Here is a 17,261-nt window from a genome sequence, read left to right as displayed (position 1 = left end):
CTAAAATAGTCCCGAAAAGTAACTCTTGTTGTATTGAGAGTACTAAATAGGCCCCGAATTGTAACACTCATCGCTCTGAGAGTACTAAACTGGCCTCGAATTGTAACTCTTGTTGTGTTGAGAGTACTAAATAGGCCCCGAACTGTAACTCTCATCGCTCTGAGAGTACTAAAATGGGCTCGAACTGTAACTCTCAGTGTGCTGAGAGTACCAAATTGGCCCCAAAATGTAACCCTCATCGCCCTGAGAGTACAAAATCCCAACAAATCAAGGTGCTCGCCCACCTTACAGGGCTAAAATTTCCAACAAGCCAAAAGCCGGAAGGTTCCAAGATATTCAAGGAATCTTCCGGTTTATTAAGAGGGGGGGCAGTGCTTTATTGGGGATTGATCGGAGTGCATCAATTTCATCGGGGGTGGGCATCTACTTGATCGGAGTGCATCTACTAATCAAAAGAGCGACACGGCGTTATTAAGAAAGGCCCAGCCACCAACCGCCAGTTCTAGACAAAGGTGACTGAGATGACGTGGTCCACCTTTTCCCAGATGGCTTGGCTGATTTCTTGGGTGTTTATCTTGCGGCGGTCACCATCGACTTTGATTTGGTAGTGGTAGTGGTTGCTAGAACTTGAAATGATCAAGTCCTTCATCTTAAGGTTATATTGGTCGAGCACCTGGTGCAGGTCCTTGAGGTGAGAGCGGGGCGTGTCAAAATAAAGGTCCAGCACAAAGGTCTTGTGGGTCATCACCAGGTTCAAGACGATGAGGATAAAGAGCATAATGACCGTCGCTAAAAAGACCAAGGAAAAATAACCTAGCCCAGCCGCAATTCCTAAGATGGCACTGGTCCATAAAGTCGCGGCGGTGGTAAGCCCGGTCACTGAAGCGTTCTTATTCACGATAATGGAACCCGCTCCTAGAAAGCCGATTCCTGAGACGACCTGGGCAATAATCCGTGTGGGATCAGTCGTTAAGAGACCTTGTAAGTCAGGGTGGGCCATATTCCAATTGATGATATCCTCAGTCATTTCTAGTTGAACTAAAGTGATTAGGCAAGATCCCACAGCTACGATGAGGTGGGTACGTAATCCTGCTGAGCGACCGCTTCTTTCTCGGTCGAAGCCAATAAAACTCACGCAAAGAATCGTCACCAATAAGCGCAGGGCGACGTCGGTCATGGTAATCGTGTGTGTCATGGTATCATCTCCTTCTAATGCATTAGTCCTCATTCTATCAAAGATCCATTTAGAAATAAATAAAAAAAGTTGGCTGATGACGAAAAATACTTAGCTAGACCAACACCCAATTTATTAAAATTCTAAATAATTAAATAGAAAGGGCTACCAATTGATTCAAGCCTAGTTTTTGTTTTGGACCATCTTTATGAGTTTGATCGGGGCGATCCCGACCATTACTTGGATTCCCATTACCATGGTCTTGGTATCCTCCTTGTTCTATGGGGCCGTCTTTATCATTGCCTTTGGGGTCTGGTATGCCGTCTCCTTAGCCACGATGTCCGGGATTCGCAATATCGATCCTGCCTATTATGATGTGGCCAAGGTCCTCGGATCCAATGAAAAACAATTAATCACCAAGGTGACCCTTCCTATGGCCATGCCCAATATCTTTGCCGGCTTGACCCAGGGAATGTCGACCGCCTGTACGGCCTTGATCGTGGCTGAAATGATCGGGGTTGAATCCGGCTTGGGTTGGTATGTGACCTGGCAACGGAACTGGGCCCAATATGCCAAGATGTATGCTTCGATCGTGATTATTTGTCTATTATTCATTTCAGTGAAATTCGTGGTTGACCGCATTTCGCGCTACGTGCTTCGCTGGCAAGAAGGGAGGATGTAAGCATGCCTTTGAAGATTGATAAGGTTTCTAAGCTGTTCTTAAATACAGACCAAACGATTATGAAGGCTCTAGAAGGGATTGATTTGACCATCAACCAGGGCGAGTTCGTCTCGATCGTGGGGGCTTCCGGGTCTGGTAAGTCTACCTTGCTGCGGATTTTGGCGGGATTAATTCCTCCGACGGAAGGACAGGTCACCTTGAATGGCGAACGGATCACCAAACCGACTGCTCGTATTGGTATGGCCTTCCAATCCTCCACCTTATTTCCTTATTTAACGGTGAAGGAGAATATCGCCTTTGGTCCTAAATTACAAGGGCAAGAAAAAGCCAAGGCAGAAGCCATTGATGCCATTATCAAAACGATTGGCCTACAAGGCTTTGAAAAGGTCTATCCCCACCAATTATCCGGTGGGATGGCTCAACGGGTGTCATTGGGGCGGGCGATCGTGAATGATCCCGAAATTCTACTCTTGGATGAGCCCCTGGGAGCCCTTGATGCCTTTACCCGCTTGCGCTTGCAAGAGGAACTCATTGCCTTATGGCAACAGACCAAGATGACCATGATTATGGTGACCCATGATATTGATGAAGCCATTTACTGTAGTCAAAAAGTGGTCGTCATGTCACCTAGACCTGGTCGCGTAATGGAAGTCGTTCCGATTGAGTTGGATTATCTACGAGACCGAACTCAACAGGACTTTGTCGATTATCGAATCAAAATTATGAAATTGTTGGATGTCTATTAAGCAGAAACATCAAAAGAGGATCTCAAGCGAGATCCTCTTTTTTGCTTTACTTGTCTGTCTGTGATTGAGCCGCTCGGTCTACTAAGGCCAGTAAGTCTTGTTCCAAGCTAATCTCACCTTGGCTTGGGTGGTGGCGCAAGGCCTGGTCGAATTGCTTTTTGATGTTAGCGGCTTGAGTCGGGTCTTGGTCTTTCAGCAAGGCTAGGGCATAATCCAGTCGGAGCATGCTGGGGAGTTTTTTCATGGCAGATTTGATTTGTTTTACTTGGGGGTCTTCAAGTAGGCTTAAGTCGGCTTGAGCTTGGTCTTGAACTAGGTTAAAGAAGACTTGGTCTAAAGCCAAGAGACTCTTATAGATGGCCGGGAGTTGGGGGTCTTGTCGAAGGGCTTGCCGGTGGGCGTTGGCTTCCTGGTAGCAGCCGTCATCCATTAGACGATTATTATCAAAGACGCGGATGATACTGGCTAAAGGATGATCATCATTGGCTACAAAGTAGTCTTGGGGGATCTCTTTAAGACGCTGACCGGACTGGAAGAGGGCGTTGATCTTGAGCTGGGCCCAGAGATACTTGCTCATGGTGGGGGCCTTCCTCAATTGTTGGAGAATCACACCATCCGTGGTTGTATCACTGTTCTTAAAGGGATAGGCATTGGTCACGCCTAAGAAAAGATTAATCCCGGCTAGGATATAGGCCACCAGAGCCGGGTAGCCGGATAGCTGACCCCTTGCGATCAAAGTAAGCAAGAGGCAAGCGGTCAGACCATTAGCTAGGACCCCGCCCAAGAGATAGGCTTTGTAGGGAAAGGGATCACCATAGTGACCAGGAGGGTCGAGCAGGCATTGGCCGAGGGTACCCGGTAGCGAGTAGCGTTTAATGTCAAAGTGATTTTGTTTATTTTTGATGAGGATCCAAGAGGCGATTCGAAAGGAGACAAAACGATAGCCACTCGCTAGGCCTAGGATTAAGTGGCCAGCCTCATGGATGACGACGGTCAATAGGAGGCCCAGATAAAGGCTGATAAAAAGGACGGCTAAGAAGTAGAGGCCGTATGGCCCCGCTTGAATGGCTTGAACGTCCATTAAATAGCCTAAGCTAAAGCCGAATAAGCCCATGCCGATAAAGAGGATCAGTATATGGAAATATTTTTTCATAATAGACTCCTTTAAAGACTTGATAATTCATTTTATCATACCAGATGGGTTGCGGAGGTCCAAAGATTGAAAAGGATCGAATTGGAAGCAGTGAAGCAGGCCTAACAGCCTACCATCACATTTTAACCATGCTACATCTCGCACCTAATTAAGCTGATGCCAGTCAGCCCACAAGCTGATCCATCATAAAAGGCTGTGACCTAAATTTTCGGTCACAGCCTTTAATTTTCTAGGATTCTGCCTGCCAATTGCCTTGCTTTTCAATCCCTTCAATGAGGCAAGTATGCAGTATTTGAATAAATTCTTGAGCTAGGGGATTAAGTTGGTGGAGGTCGTTGGTGATATAGCCAATCTCAATCTCTTCAGGTGATTCAAGGGGCAGGGCGATGATGTCTTCGCCATTGAGGTCGGCATTAATGATCCCGGATGAGATGGTATAGCCATTGAGCCCAATCATCAAATTAAAGATGGTAGCCCGGTCGGAAACCGTAATCGACTGATCAACCGGTAAGTCGGAATGGACCTCTTCCCAAAAATAAAAGGAATTGTACTTGCCTTGTTCAAAATTGAGTCGGGGATAGGGGGCAAGATCTTCGAAAGTAATCCGGTCTTTTTGTGCCAAGGGGTGGTTTTTGTAGGCAAAGATATAGGGTCGGGTCTTGATCAAGGAATGGAAGCTGAGGTGCTTGTCATTGAGTTCGCGGTTGATAATCTGGTGGTTATACTTGCTGCGGTAGATGACGCCAATCTCACTGCGAAGTTGAAAAACTTCTTCAATCACCTCATAGGTTCGCAATTCCTTGAGCGAGGCTTGATAGCGGCTGGGTTGATAGTGCTTGAGGAGTCTGGCAAAGGCATCGACCACAAAGGCATAGTGCTGGGTAACGACGGAAAAAAGGGGCAGGCCAGGCCGAGATTGGCCGCTGTAACGCCGTTCCATCAGGGCCACTTGTTCCATGATTTGGTTGGCATACTGGAGAAATTCTTCCCCCTCTGAAGTGAGCGTGATCCCTCTGGAAGAACGGATGAAGAGTTGGACCCCTAATTCTTCTTCGAGCCTGGCCATGGCATTGGACAGGGAGGGCTGGGATATATAGAGCGAGGAAGCGGCTTGATTGAGCGACCGCTCTGTGGCCACCGCCCTAAAATATTGAAAATCTTCTAAACGCATAATAACCTCCGATTTTGATATAGCTATAGCTTATAATGATCCGAAAAACTTGTAAAGCCACAAGCCTAGAATCGGTTAGCGGTTAGGACAAAAGTGATAGCGAGGGGGATAACAGCTTGACAGAACGAATGAAAGCTGTTACAATTATTCCTAATAATATGAATAGAAGGTGTGACCATGATCAAATTCTAAAAAGAAAGCCAGTCTAGACCAAGGATCTCAGAATGAGCTGAGCTTGGTTTGCTGCGGTCTTTTTAGAATGGGTGAGACTTGTTCTTTCCAAGATCATGGAAGCTCAGGGTATTTTTGCCTGCTTTGAAAAGATCGCTGTCATTGCAATGAGCGTCTTGGAGAAGGAGGTCTTTTTATGTTGCAGGTAGAACATTTAAGCTTGATACATCGGCGTGATTTTCGTCATTTAGTCGAAGATGTATCTTTTGTACTTAATTCAGGGGATAAATTAGCCATTATTGGTGAGGAAGGCAATGGCAAGTCGGTCTTATTAAAGGCTTTGATGCAGGATCCATCCATCTTGGACTATATCGAACTAGAGGGGACCATTGTTAATTCAGTAGATCATTTTGCCTATCTTCCGCAAAGTCTTGAAGGGGAGGTCTTGGATCAACCCCTTCAGGCGTATTTCTTCCAGTCCTTGGATCCCAATGAGATCGATTATGGCCATTTATTTCAGGCGGCGAGTCAATTGGATTTTTCGGTCGATCGGCTATACTCCGATCAGACCTTATCTAGCTTATCCGGGGGTGAGCGCGTGAAAGTCCAATTATTGCGAATTGCCGTGCAGGATCCTGAACTGGTCTTCTTGGATGAACCGTCCAATGATTTGGATTTACGCACGTCGATCTGGTTAGAGCAATGGATCCAGGACTTTCAGGGGATTCTCGTTTATATTTCGCATGATGTGGATTTGTTGAAGAAAACCGCAACAGCCATTTTGCACTTAGAGCAGTTAGTCCATAAGACTCAGACGCGGACGACCTTTAAGGCAGTATCCTATGACCAGTATCTAAAGGAGCGAGCCTTGAATTTTGATCGTCAGGCCCAAGTGGCTAGTCAGCAGCAAGCCCTTGATAAGGCTCGGATGAAAGACTTGTCGCAGGTGACAGACAAGGTTCATCGCTCACTCAATAATACCCGCAATGATGTGGAAGGACGCTTGTTGGCTAAGAAGATGGCCAGTCTAAAAGCGCAAGCCAAGCGTTATGAGCGAGACCGGGAAAACTTTGTAGACCGTCCGATACAAGAGGATGCCATCCGTTTGGGCTTCCAGGGGGTGGAGGCCTTGCCGGCTTCTAAGCAAGTCTTATATATCGATCAATTGGATCTAAGGATCCAAGATCGGCTCTTAGCTAAAGGGATTCATTTTGAATTGTATGGTCAGGATAAGATTGGGATCATTGGTGATAATGGCGTAGGCAAGTCCACTTTTTTAAGCTATCTTTGGCAGAGCTTGTTGGATAAGGAGGGGCTACGTCCTGGCTTTATGCCCCAGACTTATGAGTCCGTCATTTCGGATTCTATGACTCCTATTTCTTATCTGCAAGAGACAGGGGACCAAGAAGAGTTGACTCAGATTATGACCTATCTAGGGTCCATGCATTATCTTCCTGAGGAGATGCAACGTCCGATTCATCGCTTGTCTGGCGGGCAAAAGGCTAAATTATTGGTCTTGAAGCTGGATTTTCAAAAGGCGAATGTCTTATTTTTAGATGAGCCGACGCGGAACTTTTCGCCGACCTCTCAGCCTGAATTGATTGAGACTTTTCAAGCCTATCCCGGCGCAATGGTTGTGGTCTCCCACGAGCGGTCTTTTCTAAGGCAGGTCTGCCAAAAGATCTATGAATTGACCGACCAGGGATTAAGGTCAGTAGATCTGGAAGACATCTAGATTCGGGAAATGAGACCTGGACCTTGGATAATCGTCACGAGTTAATCCGAAAAGATAATGAGGCTGTGACCTTGGGGTGACAGCCTTTTTTGATGGGGGATATCGAGTGAATCATAGGTAAAGAAAAATTTATTGAAAAACTAAAATTAAAAAGCGCAAATCTAAAAGCTAGGAGTACTTATAGATAAGTCCAATTTGATAGATTGCTAGTCGCAGACTTTTTATTGAGCTTGAGTATCGTTGGAAGTTCATCCACTAGCCCTCGGGCTTGCAGGGGCTGCCTTCGATGGTCAGTTTTTTGTTGACTTATAATATGAAAAAGTAGAAAGAGGGACGATAAGGGATAAAGGAAAGGCGTGATTCATCGAAAATTTGTCACGGATATGATATAATATCCGTGACAAAAGGAGGGGTTATAATGCCTTCATATATCGAAAAAATTCTTCAAAAAATAAATAGTTTTGATTCGGGTAAGGTGTTTTTTGCGAATGATTTTTTAGAAATTGCATCAAATACTACAGTTAGGCAAGTATTAAAAAGATTAGTGGATGATAAGCAAATCAAACGTGTCATTGATGGATTTTATTTTAAGCCTAGATATAGTGAATTTATTAAAGAATATGAGGCGGTATCAATGCATGAATTAGTATTAGCCATCGCAAGAAAATATAATTGGGATATTGCTCCTTACAATAACACGGCTTTAAATATGTTGGGTTTATCGACCCAAGTACCGAGTCACTATCAATATATCTCTAGCGGTAGATATAAGGTTTATAAAATTGGAGATACTCGGTTAGAATTTAAGAAAGTAAACCCTGGGGAAATTGCTAATATGTCCTTAAAGACGGCAACAGTTATTCAGGCAATAAAGTCATTTGGACAGGATAAAATATCAGATGAAATTATTCTAAAGATCAGACGGAATTTAACTGAAAAGGAAAGATCAGATTTAATGCAAGAGGCTAGATCAGTACCATCATGGATCTATGAAGTAATTAGGGAAATTTCTGAGGAAAAAAATGAATAAATATTATTTAGAGGATAAATCAGAGTTAAGGACTTTAATCGTGAATACTGCGAGAAAGAAGGCTATTTCAGAATCAGTTGTTGAAAAAGACTATTGGGTGACTGTTACTCTAGATTACTTATTTAATGAGAGTAAATGGAAAAATTATTTCACTTTTAAGGGAGGAACCTCACTCTCAAAATGCTTCGGACTTATCGAAAGATTTTCTGAAGACATCGATTTAATTTTAGACTGGCGAATGCTAGGTTATGATGAAAAAGAGCCTTGGATAGAAAGGTCAAATACCAAGCAAGATAAATTCAATAAAGAAATGAATAAAAAGACAGAATTTCTTTTAAAAGATGTCTTTATCCCAACTTTAGAAAAAGACTTTGAAGACATAGGTTTTGAGTTCTTAATTGATAATATGGACCCACAGACCGTTCTTTGTAAATACCCAAAAATTTTTAATTCAAATTATTTAACACAGACGATTAGACTTGAAATAGGAAGCTTGGCTGCATGGACACCAGCCGTTGAGTGTAAAATCTTGCCATTAATTGGAGAGGCCTATCCGAATGTATTTAATGATATAACGAAAGTAAGAACAGTGTCTGCGGAGAGAACTTTTTGGGAGAAAGCCACTATCCTGCATCATGAAGCAAATAGGCCAGAGAATTTTTCGATACCCCATAGATATGCCAGGCATTTTTACGACCTATATCAAATAGCTAATTCAGACTTTAAAAAACAAGCGCTAAACGACAAAGAATTACTTAAGAGAGTCACTCAATTTAAGATGAAATTTTATCCTAGGAAGTGGGCAAGGTATAAAGAGGTATTAGAAGGTCGGTTAAGATTGGTTCCAAATGAGATTAGATTTTCTGAGATAAAAAAAGACTATCACGCTATGGCAGAGATGATCTATGGAGAATATCCTAGCTTTGAAGAAATGATTAGAACACTTCAAGAGCTGGAGAAAGAAATAAATGCGTATTAGGATAATCTTTAAAATAATACATTAGTTATAAGGATATTTTATTACTGATACTTTAGGTGATCGAAAAACAGAAATACCCTAATTTATAGAGTGGTCAACTGATTTTTCAAAAAAAGAAATTGAGGTAAAAAGCTTCTGCCTTATTTACGAATAGGTTGATGAGGAATTAATCGCTAACATCAAGAAAACCTTCTATTCTTAGCCATTTCTATGTAACCCCCTCCTCACTTTTTTAAGCGCTTCCTCTATACAAGGCGTCTTAATTATGGTACGCTATAACATATGAATGCGTTATCAAGTTTAAGAAGACAGTTTACGATTGGCTAGAAGGAGGTGGGATGGATGGTGTTGCTCAAGCTTATTTTGACAATGTTGGGGACGACTTTCTTATTACTGGGTTATTTGATTGTCTTTCGCAAGAAATATTCCCTGATCAACGGTTTTGAGGCGGCTCTTAAGGCGGGTGAAAAAGAAGCATCCGACGCCGAGCGGGTGGGTAAGACCTATCTATTGATTGGCTTGAAGTTCTTAATCGTGATGGGAATCTTATGTTTCTTTGCCTAAAGAGAATGGTATGTTTGAGAAAGTCAACATTTTAAAAAGCGCAAATCCTCCTTTAGAGACTACTTGATCTAAAGGGGGATTTTTATGTATGCAGCCCTATCTTCAAGGGGGATATTGGTCTATGCCAACCAGGCCACTTTGGAGGGCAAGTATTATTGCCCAGATTGTAGGCAGCGGGTCCAATTGATCCAAGGAGCCGGTCAACAGGCCCATTTTCGTCATCAATCTAGAAATAAGCGACTAGCCGGGGCAGAAAGTGATCAACATAAAAAGGCCAAGGCCTTATTAGCGGCCAATGCCAGTCGGCACGGCTATCATTACTGCTTGGAATACCCTTTAAAAGACTTGGATCAGATTGCGGATTTTTTGCTTATCAAGAAGGACTTGCTGCGGGTGCTGGAATTTCAAAAGTCTAAAATCTCGTCCGCTAGTCTAGCAGGCCGGCATAAATCCTACCTGCGTCTGGGTTTGGAGGTCATTTGGTTGTTGGATCATCAAGCCGTGACCGGGCTAGAATCTCAGTGGATCCGGCAAAATCTCAACTACCAAGCTAGTCTGGGGGCTTACTTTTGGGCCTTAGACCTTGCAGCGGGGGACTTGCTTTTATATCATCACCTGCCGATCATCTATGCTAAGGAATCCTACGCCTGCTCCTATCAGCGCTATTCCAATCAAGTAGACTGGCAGAATGTTTTGACCCAGCCATCTTTAAATAGCACACAGACTCGGTTCTTTAAAAAAGGCCGGAAAAGGTCGTCCCAACAAGCAATCGCTCAGCTACAGGCGAACCCGCAGGCTAGACCTTATATCTATCAGCTCTATGAGCTAGGCTTTTCCTTGATGGATTTACCGGAATGGTTGTTTTCCTATCGCTGGCAAGAGCTGTATTTTAAAGAGCCGGCTTGGTTGGTCCTGGCCCTAGCTTGGATCTATCTGACCAATGAGTCTGGTGATTTTTTCAGTTTAAGGGATTATTTGACTCAGCAAATTGCCCGAGGAAGGCTCCATCCTCGTCCAATGCCCTTGATGACGGGCGACCTCTTTGGCTTGACGGCGACTGTCATCGAAGCACTGATTTTTTCTTTAGCTAAAGCGCCTACATTGTGGTAAGATAGATTTTAGATCCCGTAAGATTGATTCAATCAACGGGAAAACAGGGACGAGTCCTTAGGGTGAAAGGCCTAAGAATTGTTGAGAGAAGGAGTTTTTTTATGGCAAAACAAGAAGCACGTCGTCGTGACCAAGTCGATCCTCAGTTTACCTGGGATTTAGCCGCAATGTATAAAGATCAAGCTGCCTTTGAAGCGGACTATCAAAAAGCGGAAGAAAAAATTGCCGACTTGGCACACTATGAAGGAAAAATAGGTCAATCTAGCCAAATGTTGGCGCAGGCCTTGGACGCTTATTTTGAGACCTTAAGAGTAATTGAGAATGTCTATGTCTATACCAGCATGTTAAATGACCAAGACCAGACCGTCTCAGCTTCTCAGGCTTTGAACGATCGGGCAGGTCAGCTCTTTGCGAAGTTCGGTCAAGCGGTCGCTTATTTTGACCCAGAACTTTTGGCCATTCCTGAAGAACAACTGCAAGCTTTTATTGAAGAAAACGACCGTCTTGGATTCTACCGCCATTTCTTAGATGATAAGGCACGTTTTCGTCCTCACGTATTGTCTTCCGACCAAGAGCTATTGTTAGCTCAAGCCAGCGAAGCCAATCAGACTGCCTCCAAGACCTTTGGGCTTTTATCCGATGCCGACTTGAAGTTCCCAACCATTAAGGATGAGGACGGTCATGAAGTGGAATTAACCCACTCGGTTTATGGCAAATTATTGGAAAGCTCGGATCGTCGGGTGCGCCGGGATAACTTTAAGGCTTATTATTCGGTCTATGATCAATTTAAGAATACCTTTGCGTCCTTAATTACCGGTCAGATGAAATTACATAATTACCAAGCCAAGGTTCGTCACTTTGATTCGGCGAGACAGGCGGCTTTATTTGAAAATAATATTCCAGAGTCCGTCTACGATACCTTGATCGAAGCGGTTCATTCACGGCTAGACCTCTTGCATCGTTTCGTTGCTTTACGGAAGAAGTTATTAAAAGTTGACGATCTGGAAATGTATGATATGTATACACCTTTGTTGGGTGAAGCACCCATTAAGGTGACTTATGACGAAGCCAAGGCCATTGTCTTAGAAGCTGTGAAGCCAATGGGTGAGGATTATGTGGCTATTATTGAAGAAGCCTTCAGAGATCGTTGGATCGACTTGTATGAAAATATCGGCAAGCGCTCAGGGGCTTATTCATCAGGAAGCTATGATTCCAAGGCCTACATCTTAATGAATTGGCAAGATTCGATTAATCACTTGTATACCTTGATTCATGAGTTGGGTCACTCTGTGCATTCCCACTATGCCAAAAATAATCAAGAATATGCTTATGGTGGCTATCCAATTTTCCTAGCAGAAATCGCCTCAACCACCAACGAGAATTTGTTGACCTACTATCTATTAGATAAGTATGAAGATCCGGAGATTCGTCTCTTCATCTTAAATAACTTCTTGGATTCGGCCAAGGGAACCGTCTTTAGACAAACGCAATTCGCAGAATTTGAGCATTTCATGCATGAAGAAGATGCGAAGGGCCAACCACTTACGCAAGACTTCCTATCGGAACATTATCGGGCATTAAATGCCAAGTATTATGGACCAGAAGTGAACTCTGATTCGGAAATCGCCCTCGAGTGGTCTCGGATTCCTCACTTCTACTATAATTATTATGTCTTCCAATATGCGACAGGTTTCTCAGCGGCAGCCTTCTTTGCTAAGAAGATCCACTCTGGCGACCAAGAAGCCTTGGAGCGTTATAAGGGCTTCTTGAAGTCAGGAGATTCCAAGTATGCGGTAGATACCATGAAGGATGCTGGCTTAGATATGACTCAAGCGGACTATATTCAAGCCACTTTAGACTTGTTCGAAGAACGCTTGGATGAATTCGAAAGCTTATTAGAAAAACAATAAATCTGAATTCTAGAAGCACCCATTAGTGCCTATAAAAAGCGCCCACTTTCACTTTTTGTGAGGGTGGGCGCTTGTTTTTGTATTGGCTTTAGGATTGGGGCCAGACAGCCTCCAATCGGTAGATGGCTTGGCCTTTTTGGGCAAATTTTTCTTCGTATTCGCTTTGAATATTGCCTTCAAAGTCAGATTGGTGCAGGTCTAACCAGACTTGCTTGAGCTGGTAACCATATTGACTCAGCGATGCCAAGGAATACTCAAAGAGACCTTGGTTGTCCGTCTTAAAGTGGATCTCGCCTTGAGGGCTAAGGATGTGACGGTATTTTTCCAAGAATTGCGGTGAGGTAAGGCGACGCTTGGCATGGCGCTTCTTGGGCCAGGGGTCTGAAAAATTCAGATAAAGCCGGTCCACTTCACCTGGGGCAAAGAATTGATCGATATCGCCGCCATGCCCATTAATGAGCAGCAGGTTGGGTAGCTGGGCTTCGATTTGGGCATTAAGGATGGAGATGATCGCAGAAGTCTGCAGTTCCATGGCGATATAGTTGACTTCAGGATGGGCCTGGGCCATGCCTAAGATAAATTGTCCTTTGCCGGAACCAATCTCCAGATGGAGGGCTTGCTTTTTGGCAAAGTGATCTTGCCATTTTCCTTTTAATGCTTGGGGGTCTTGAATGGCATATTGCGGGTAGGCCTTTAATTTTTCTTCGGCCCAGGGTTTATGGCGTAGTCGCATCGGAATCCTCCTTGTTTTCAAAAATATTTCGCAAGAGAATGACGGTTTCATTGACTTGATAGTGGCGGTCGACTTGATAGTATTCTTTAATCAAGCGCAGGCAGGCTAGTAGGCTGTACCAGCGAACTCGTTTGGTAAAGTGAAGGTCAATCGGGAAGTCATAAGCTTCCAACCAGTCCATCCATTGGCTAGGTGGGTAGTAACGGCATAAGAGATAAGTGATGTCGTAGAGGGGGTCGGCTAATTTGGCATTATCCCAATCCACCAGATAAAGGGTTCCGTCATTGGCCAAGAGAAAGTTATTGTGGTTCAAGTCGCCGTGGCAGATGACACAAGGGACGGTGGTCAGACTGCTGTCGATCTCTTGCCTCATGGCTTCAAGCACGCTATTAAAAAAATGGTGCTGGCTAAAGGAAGGCGGTAGGTCCTTTTGGTAATCAAGGATCAGGTCCATCGGCTGACAATCCTTTTCGTGGATGCGCCGCATGAGTTGGACCAGGGATTGATGCTGGTGGACGGACTTAATTAAGTCGATCACCGCCGGAGCATTCATATCCTCGGCTTTGAGTGTGGCCCCTTCTTCCCATTCCTGGGCCGTCAAAATATCGCCGGAGTAGGTTCTTTGGGTCCACTTGAGTCGAGGAGTGATCCCTTCGGCAGCTAGGGCAGCGATGAAGGGGGAGGTGTTTCGCTTAAAGAAGACTTTTTCATTTTTACTGATTCCTAAATAAGCTTGCCCGGTGTTCCCATCCAGGGGGTGCATATCCCATTCTTCATTATTATGATACATGAATTCCCTCCTCGCCTTTTTAACTTTAATCTCAATCGCTTATCCTCAACAAAAAATAAGAGCCTTTGTTCGACAACACAAAAGCTCTTAAGGCTTGGTTATTAAGCGTCGTTATTAAGCATTTACTGGACTTGAATATTGAGAATGTCCCCGGTGTAGACATCCGCTGCGAATCGATAGTGGACGATCTCACCTTCTTCTTTACGGCTGATTCCTCCCATATAGACCAAGGGTTGGGAGTCGAAACCATGGTATTCGACCGGATCGTAGTCGATCCAAGAACCACAGACTTCTCCGCCTTGGTTAAAGGTCTCTCGGATCTGATGGAGGACGGTACCGGCAGACTTTGGCTTATTCTCATGGTAAAGCAGGGCACCGCATGCTCCGATCACCATCCCCGATAGTAAAATGAGCGTTCCCAATAGATTGTTATTTTTTTGAGAATCCATCGACTTGCTTCCTTTCTTAGGCTTTGTTTACTTGTTTCCCTAGCGGGATTAAATCTGTTGTCTATCATATCATAAAAAGAACAGCTATGGATAGACTTTTGCCTGAGAATTGCTTTTAGCCTTAAATTATGACAAAATAATGAAGAGACTAGGCGCAATTTCTGGAGGCTTTTTCCCTCCAGCGCCACTTATATAAAGAATCAAATAATGCGTGAATCGAGGAGATAAGAATGAATTGGTTAGCTTTTTATAATCCAGCAGGTGTTGGGGATGTTTTATTATTAACCCGTGATAAGGGAAATCGGAATCATACTGTCAGCGAAAACAAGGGGCCCTTTACGCTCGTTAAGGATGGTCAAACCGACCAAGTGGTGTCGATTAACTTACATCACGCTAGCGACTTACTCGCCTTAGAAGGTGTGGGTCAAATTCAACTTTCTAGTGAACAATTAGATAGCTTGAATCAAGCTCTAAAAGAGCATGGTATTGAAGAGGTCGTAGCCTTGGAAGAAGGACCAAGCTTTGTGGTGGGCTATGTCGAAGAATGTGTTGACCATGAAGATTCCGATCATCTACACATTACCCAAACCAGGGTCAGCCAAGACCAAGTCTTGCAGATTGTCTGTGGAGCAGCGAATATCACCCAAGGCTTGTATGTTATTGTCGCTAAGCCAGGTGCTGTCATGCCAAGTGGGGCCATTATTTGGCCAGGGGAACTCAGAGGAGTCGCTTCTAATGGCATGATCTGTTCTACCCGTGAATTGGGCTTAGAAGCCATTGAAAACTATCCGGGAATCTGGGAATTACCTTCTAAATTCGAAGTCGGAACCCCCCTTGAACGGGTGGTAGACTATTACCGTGACTAGGTCTTGTCGGTGAATCCCATGAGTCAAGACTATCAAGGACCGGCCTTTAACCAGGGACGGAAAAAACGTCAATTTAAGGGGAAGCACCCGGTGGGTTGGAAGGAGGCTAAGCCGCTTGATTTAGAGCGGCCTGCTTTTCAAGCCAAAAAATCCAACGCAGAGCTGAATAAATTCCAGCAATCCATGCAGGAGAGACTGCACGATCCAATGGAAGAGACAGGCGAATCGAATGACCCTAGCTATATGATTCCTTTTTTAAAGGCTGCTGAGCGAGGCTTGGACTCTGAAAAATTGCAAACTCGGATGGCCGAAGAGAATTTACTAGCCAACCGGCCTCGCAAGGACTATAATGTTTCTTTGTCGAAAGAAAAGCAACTTGCCAGTCGAGCTTTAAAGATGGAAGAAGAGCGGCTTGCGGCGGATTCGATGCCGATCGCTGGGGAAACTAGCCAGCCGTCCTCTGAAAAGGCCAAGGAAGATTACTGGCAGGTCGATCGCTTTATTTTACAACGATTGGCTAAGAATCGAGACTCTTTTTTACTATTTGATAAAGGAGAATAACACGTATGATTTCAAAAGATAGCTTGTATCATTTTGTCGGCATAAAAGGTTCTGGGATGTCGGCTTTAGCACTGATTTTGGATGGGGAAGGCTATCGCGTTCAAGGCTCGGATATCGAGAAGTATTTCTTCACCCAACAAGGCTTGGAAGAAGCTCAGATTCCAATGATGCCTTTTTCGGCCGATAATATCCAGCCAGGCTTAACCATTATTGCGGGGAATGCTTTTACGGATGATCACCCCGAATTAGCCAAGGCCCGTGAACTCGGCTTGACCATTTATCGTTACCATGACTTCCTAGGAGAGTTAATTCAGTCCTATACTTCGGTGGCTGTGACCGGTTGCCACGGAAAGACCTCAACCACTGGGCTCTTGGCACACTGCTTGGGTCATTTGACCCCAACTTCTTATCTCATTGGAGATGGGACGGGCTATGGGAATGAAGCGGCTGAGTACTTCGCCCTAGAGGCTTGTGAATACCGCCGCCACTTCCTAGCTTATGAGCCTGACTATGCCATTATTACTAATGTGGACTTTGACCATCCGGATTATTATCATTCGATTGAAGATGTCTTTGATGCCTTTAAGACCTTTGCGAATCAGACCAAAAAAGGTGTCATTGCCTATGGGGAAGATCCCTATCTGCGTCAATTAGAGACTGCCGTTCCGATTCATTATTACGGAGTGGATCCGGAAGATTATATTTGTGCTCAAAATATTCGCCGTAACGAGGAGGGCTCAGACTTTGACGTCTTGGTCGAAGGCCAGCTCTTTGGTTCCTTCCATATTCCTTCTTATGGTAAGCATAATATTATGAATGCCTTGGCGGTAATCTGCTTCCTACAATTGGAAGGCTTTAAGGCGGATGAGATTGCTCGTTATCTCAAGACCTTCCCAGGGGTTAAGCGACGCTTTTCGGTCAAGCAAGTCCAAGATTTGATTGTGATCGATGATTATGCCCACCACCCTAGCGAAATTCGGGCAACCATTGATGCGGCCAAACAAAAATACCCTCATCGCCGAGTAGTAGCGGTCTTCCAACCGCATACCTTTTCACGGACGATTGCCTTGCTTAAGGACTTTGCGGAAGCCTTGTCACTGGCTGATGAGGTGCATTTGGTAGATATCTTCACCTCTGCGCGGGAACAATCCGGTCAGGTGACGATTCAGGATTTGGCTCAGATGATCAACGATAAAGTCGAAATTATTTCGGCCAACCACCTTTCGCCTTTAATGGATTACCAAGATGAAGTGATCCTATTCATGGGAGCGGGGGATATTGATAATCTAGCCCATCAATTCGAGAAGGCTTATGGGGCCCTAAATCTTAAACATTTATAGACTGATTCATCGAAAAAGGTTGTAGCATTTGCTGCAGCCTTTTTTGTTGGGGAGGGGGGCTTGTGGTCGCACTCTCTCAAAACGTGCTCACAATTGC

General features: G+C 44.4%; 17 protein-coding genes. 11 read left to right on the top strand and 6 right to left on the bottom strand.

The window, feature by feature from the left end:
• Positions 1–502: 502 nt before the first annotated feature.
• On the bottom strand, positions 503–1,195 hold the full coding sequence (locus HMPREF2758_RS03950) for an MgtC/SapB family protein (protein WP_016648394.1): 693 nt from the start codon (positions 1,193–1,195) through the stop codon (positions 503–505).
• A 187-nt stretch (positions 1,196–1,382) separates the two neighbouring features.
• Between HMPREF2758_RS03950 and HMPREF2758_RS03945 the strand changes: the two genes are divergently transcribed.
• Positions 1,383–1,856 carry an ABC transporter permease gene (locus HMPREF2758_RS03945; RefSeq protein WP_006908748.1) on the top strand — a complete coding sequence of 158 codons (474 nt, stop codon included), beginning with the start codon at positions 1,383–1,385 and terminating at the stop codon, positions 1,854–1,856.
• A 2-nt stretch (positions 1,857–1,858) separates the two neighbouring features.
• The gene (locus HMPREF2758_RS03940; protein ID WP_006908749.1) at positions 1,859–2,602 is read left to right on the top strand and encodes an ABC transporter ATP-binding protein; all 744 of its coding nucleotides are present in this window, start codon (positions 1,859–1,861) and stop codon (positions 2,600–2,602) included.
• 46 nt (positions 2,603–2,648) lie between these two features.
• Here the strand turns inward: HMPREF2758_RS03940 and HMPREF2758_RS03935 are convergent, their stop codons facing one another.
• Together HMPREF2758_RS03935 and HMPREF2758_RS03930 are read right to left on the bottom strand one after the other, a co-directional pair.
• On the bottom strand, positions 2,649–3,755 hold the full coding sequence (locus tag HMPREF2758_RS03935; protein ID WP_006908750.1) for a M50 family metallopeptidase: 1,107 nt from the start codon (positions 3,753–3,755) through the stop codon (positions 2,649–2,651).
• A gap of 229 nt (positions 3,756–3,984) precedes the next feature.
• Positions 3,985–4,926, bottom strand: coding sequence for a LysR family transcriptional regulator (locus HMPREF2758_RS03930; protein ID WP_070609260.1), 942 nt, complete (start codon positions 4,924–4,926; stop codon positions 3,985–3,987).
• A gap of 367 nt (positions 4,927–5,293) precedes the next feature.
• Between HMPREF2758_RS03930 and HMPREF2758_RS03925 the strand changes: the two genes are divergently transcribed.
• The 6 genes from HMPREF2758_RS03925 to pepF all read left to right on the top strand — a co-directional run bounded on the left by HMPREF2758_RS03925 (position 5,294) and on the right by pepF (position 12,425).
• Complete coding sequence (locus tag HMPREF2758_RS03925; protein ID WP_070609258.1) at positions 5,294–6,832, top strand: ATP-binding cassette domain-containing protein; 1,539 nt, start codon at positions 5,294–5,296, stop codon at positions 6,830–6,832.
• 418 nt (positions 6,833–7,250) lie between these two features.
• Positions 7,251–7,862, top strand: coding sequence for a DUF6088 family protein (locus tag HMPREF2758_RS03920; protein WP_006908753.1), 612 nt, complete (start codon positions 7,251–7,253; stop codon positions 7,860–7,862).
• A complete protein-coding gene (locus tag HMPREF2758_RS03915; RefSeq protein ID WP_006908754.1) occupies positions 7,855–8,841 on the top strand; it encodes a nucleotidyl transferase AbiEii/AbiGii toxin family protein in 987 nt (328 codons plus the stop codon). Before HMPREF2758_RS03920 ends, HMPREF2758_RS03915 begins: the two co-directional genes overlap by 8 nt.
• A gap of 342 nt (positions 8,842–9,183) precedes the next feature.
• A complete protein-coding gene (locus tag HMPREF2758_RS03910; protein WP_006908755.1) occupies positions 9,184–9,405 on the top strand; it encodes a hypothetical protein in 222 nt (73 codons plus the stop codon).
• Positions 9,406–9,489: 84 nt separating this feature from the next.
• Entirely contained in the window at positions 9,490–10,515 is a 1,026-nt protein-coding gene (locus tag HMPREF2758_RS03905; RefSeq protein ID WP_006908756.1) for a competence protein CoiA family protein, read from the top strand.
• Positions 10,516–10,616: 101 nt separating this feature from the next.
• Complete coding sequence (gene pepF / locus HMPREF2758_RS03900) at positions 10,617–12,425, top strand: oligoendopeptidase F (RefSeq protein ID WP_070609255.1); 1,809 nt, start codon at positions 10,617–10,619, stop codon at positions 12,423–12,425.
• Between the two features lie 88 nt (positions 12,426–12,513).
• On the opposite strand, the gene trmB is transcribed toward pepF, so the two are convergent.
• The 3 genes from trmB to HMPREF2758_RS03885 all read right to left on the bottom strand — a co-directional run bounded on the left by trmB (position 12,514) and on the right by HMPREF2758_RS03885 (position 14,397).
• Positions 12,514–13,158 (bottom strand): tRNA (guanosine(46)-N7)-methyltransferase TrmB, encoded by a 645-nt coding sequence (gene trmB, locus HMPREF2758_RS03895; protein WP_006908758.1) that lies wholly within the window; start codon positions 13,156–13,158, stop codon positions 12,514–12,516.
• Positions 13,142–13,921 (bottom strand): phosphotransferase family protein, encoded by a 780-nt coding sequence (locus HMPREF2758_RS03890; RefSeq protein WP_246823253.1) that lies wholly within the window; start codon positions 13,919–13,921, stop codon positions 13,142–13,144. Before HMPREF2758_RS03890 ends, trmB begins: the two co-directional genes overlap by 17 nt.
• A 149-nt stretch (positions 13,922–14,070) precedes the next feature.
• Positions 14,071–14,397, bottom strand: coding sequence for a hypothetical protein (locus HMPREF2758_RS03885; protein WP_006908760.1), 327 nt, complete (start codon positions 14,395–14,397; stop codon positions 14,071–14,073).
• A gap of 230 nt (positions 14,398–14,627) precedes the next feature.
• Here HMPREF2758_RS03885 and ytpR point away from each other — a divergent pair, with 230 nt between their 5' ends.
• Genes ytpR through murC form a run of 3 tightly spaced genes read left to right on the top strand, consistent with a single transcriptional unit; the run spans position 14,628 to position 17,164 of the window.
• Positions 14,628–15,263: a YtpR family tRNA-binding protein gene (gene ytpR / locus HMPREF2758_RS03880; RefSeq protein WP_006908761.1), complete on the top strand. Its 636-nt coding sequence runs from the start codon at positions 14,628–14,630 to the stop codon at positions 15,261–15,263.
• Positions 15,264–15,281: 18 nt separating this feature from the next.
• Positions 15,282–15,824 (top strand): hypothetical protein, encoded by a 543-nt coding sequence (locus HMPREF2758_RS03875; protein ID WP_231285864.1) that lies wholly within the window; start codon positions 15,282–15,284, stop codon positions 15,822–15,824.
• A gap of 5 nt (positions 15,825–15,829) precedes the next feature.
• Positions 15,830–17,164 (top strand): UDP-N-acetylmuramate--L-alanine ligase, encoded by a 1,335-nt coding sequence (murC, locus tag HMPREF2758_RS03870; protein WP_070609254.1) that lies wholly within the window; start codon positions 15,830–15,832, stop codon positions 17,162–17,164.
• Positions 17,165–17,261: the final 97 nt, after the last annotated feature.

Source organism: Facklamia sp. HMSC062C11 (genome assembly GCF_001810675.1).
Classification (GTDB): domain Bacteria; phylum Bacillota; class Bacilli; order Lactobacillales; family Aerococcaceae; genus Facklamia; species Facklamia hominis.
The sequence above is the reverse complement of the archived record's forward strand: the minus strand, read 5'-3'. Positions and strand labels throughout refer to the sequence as shown.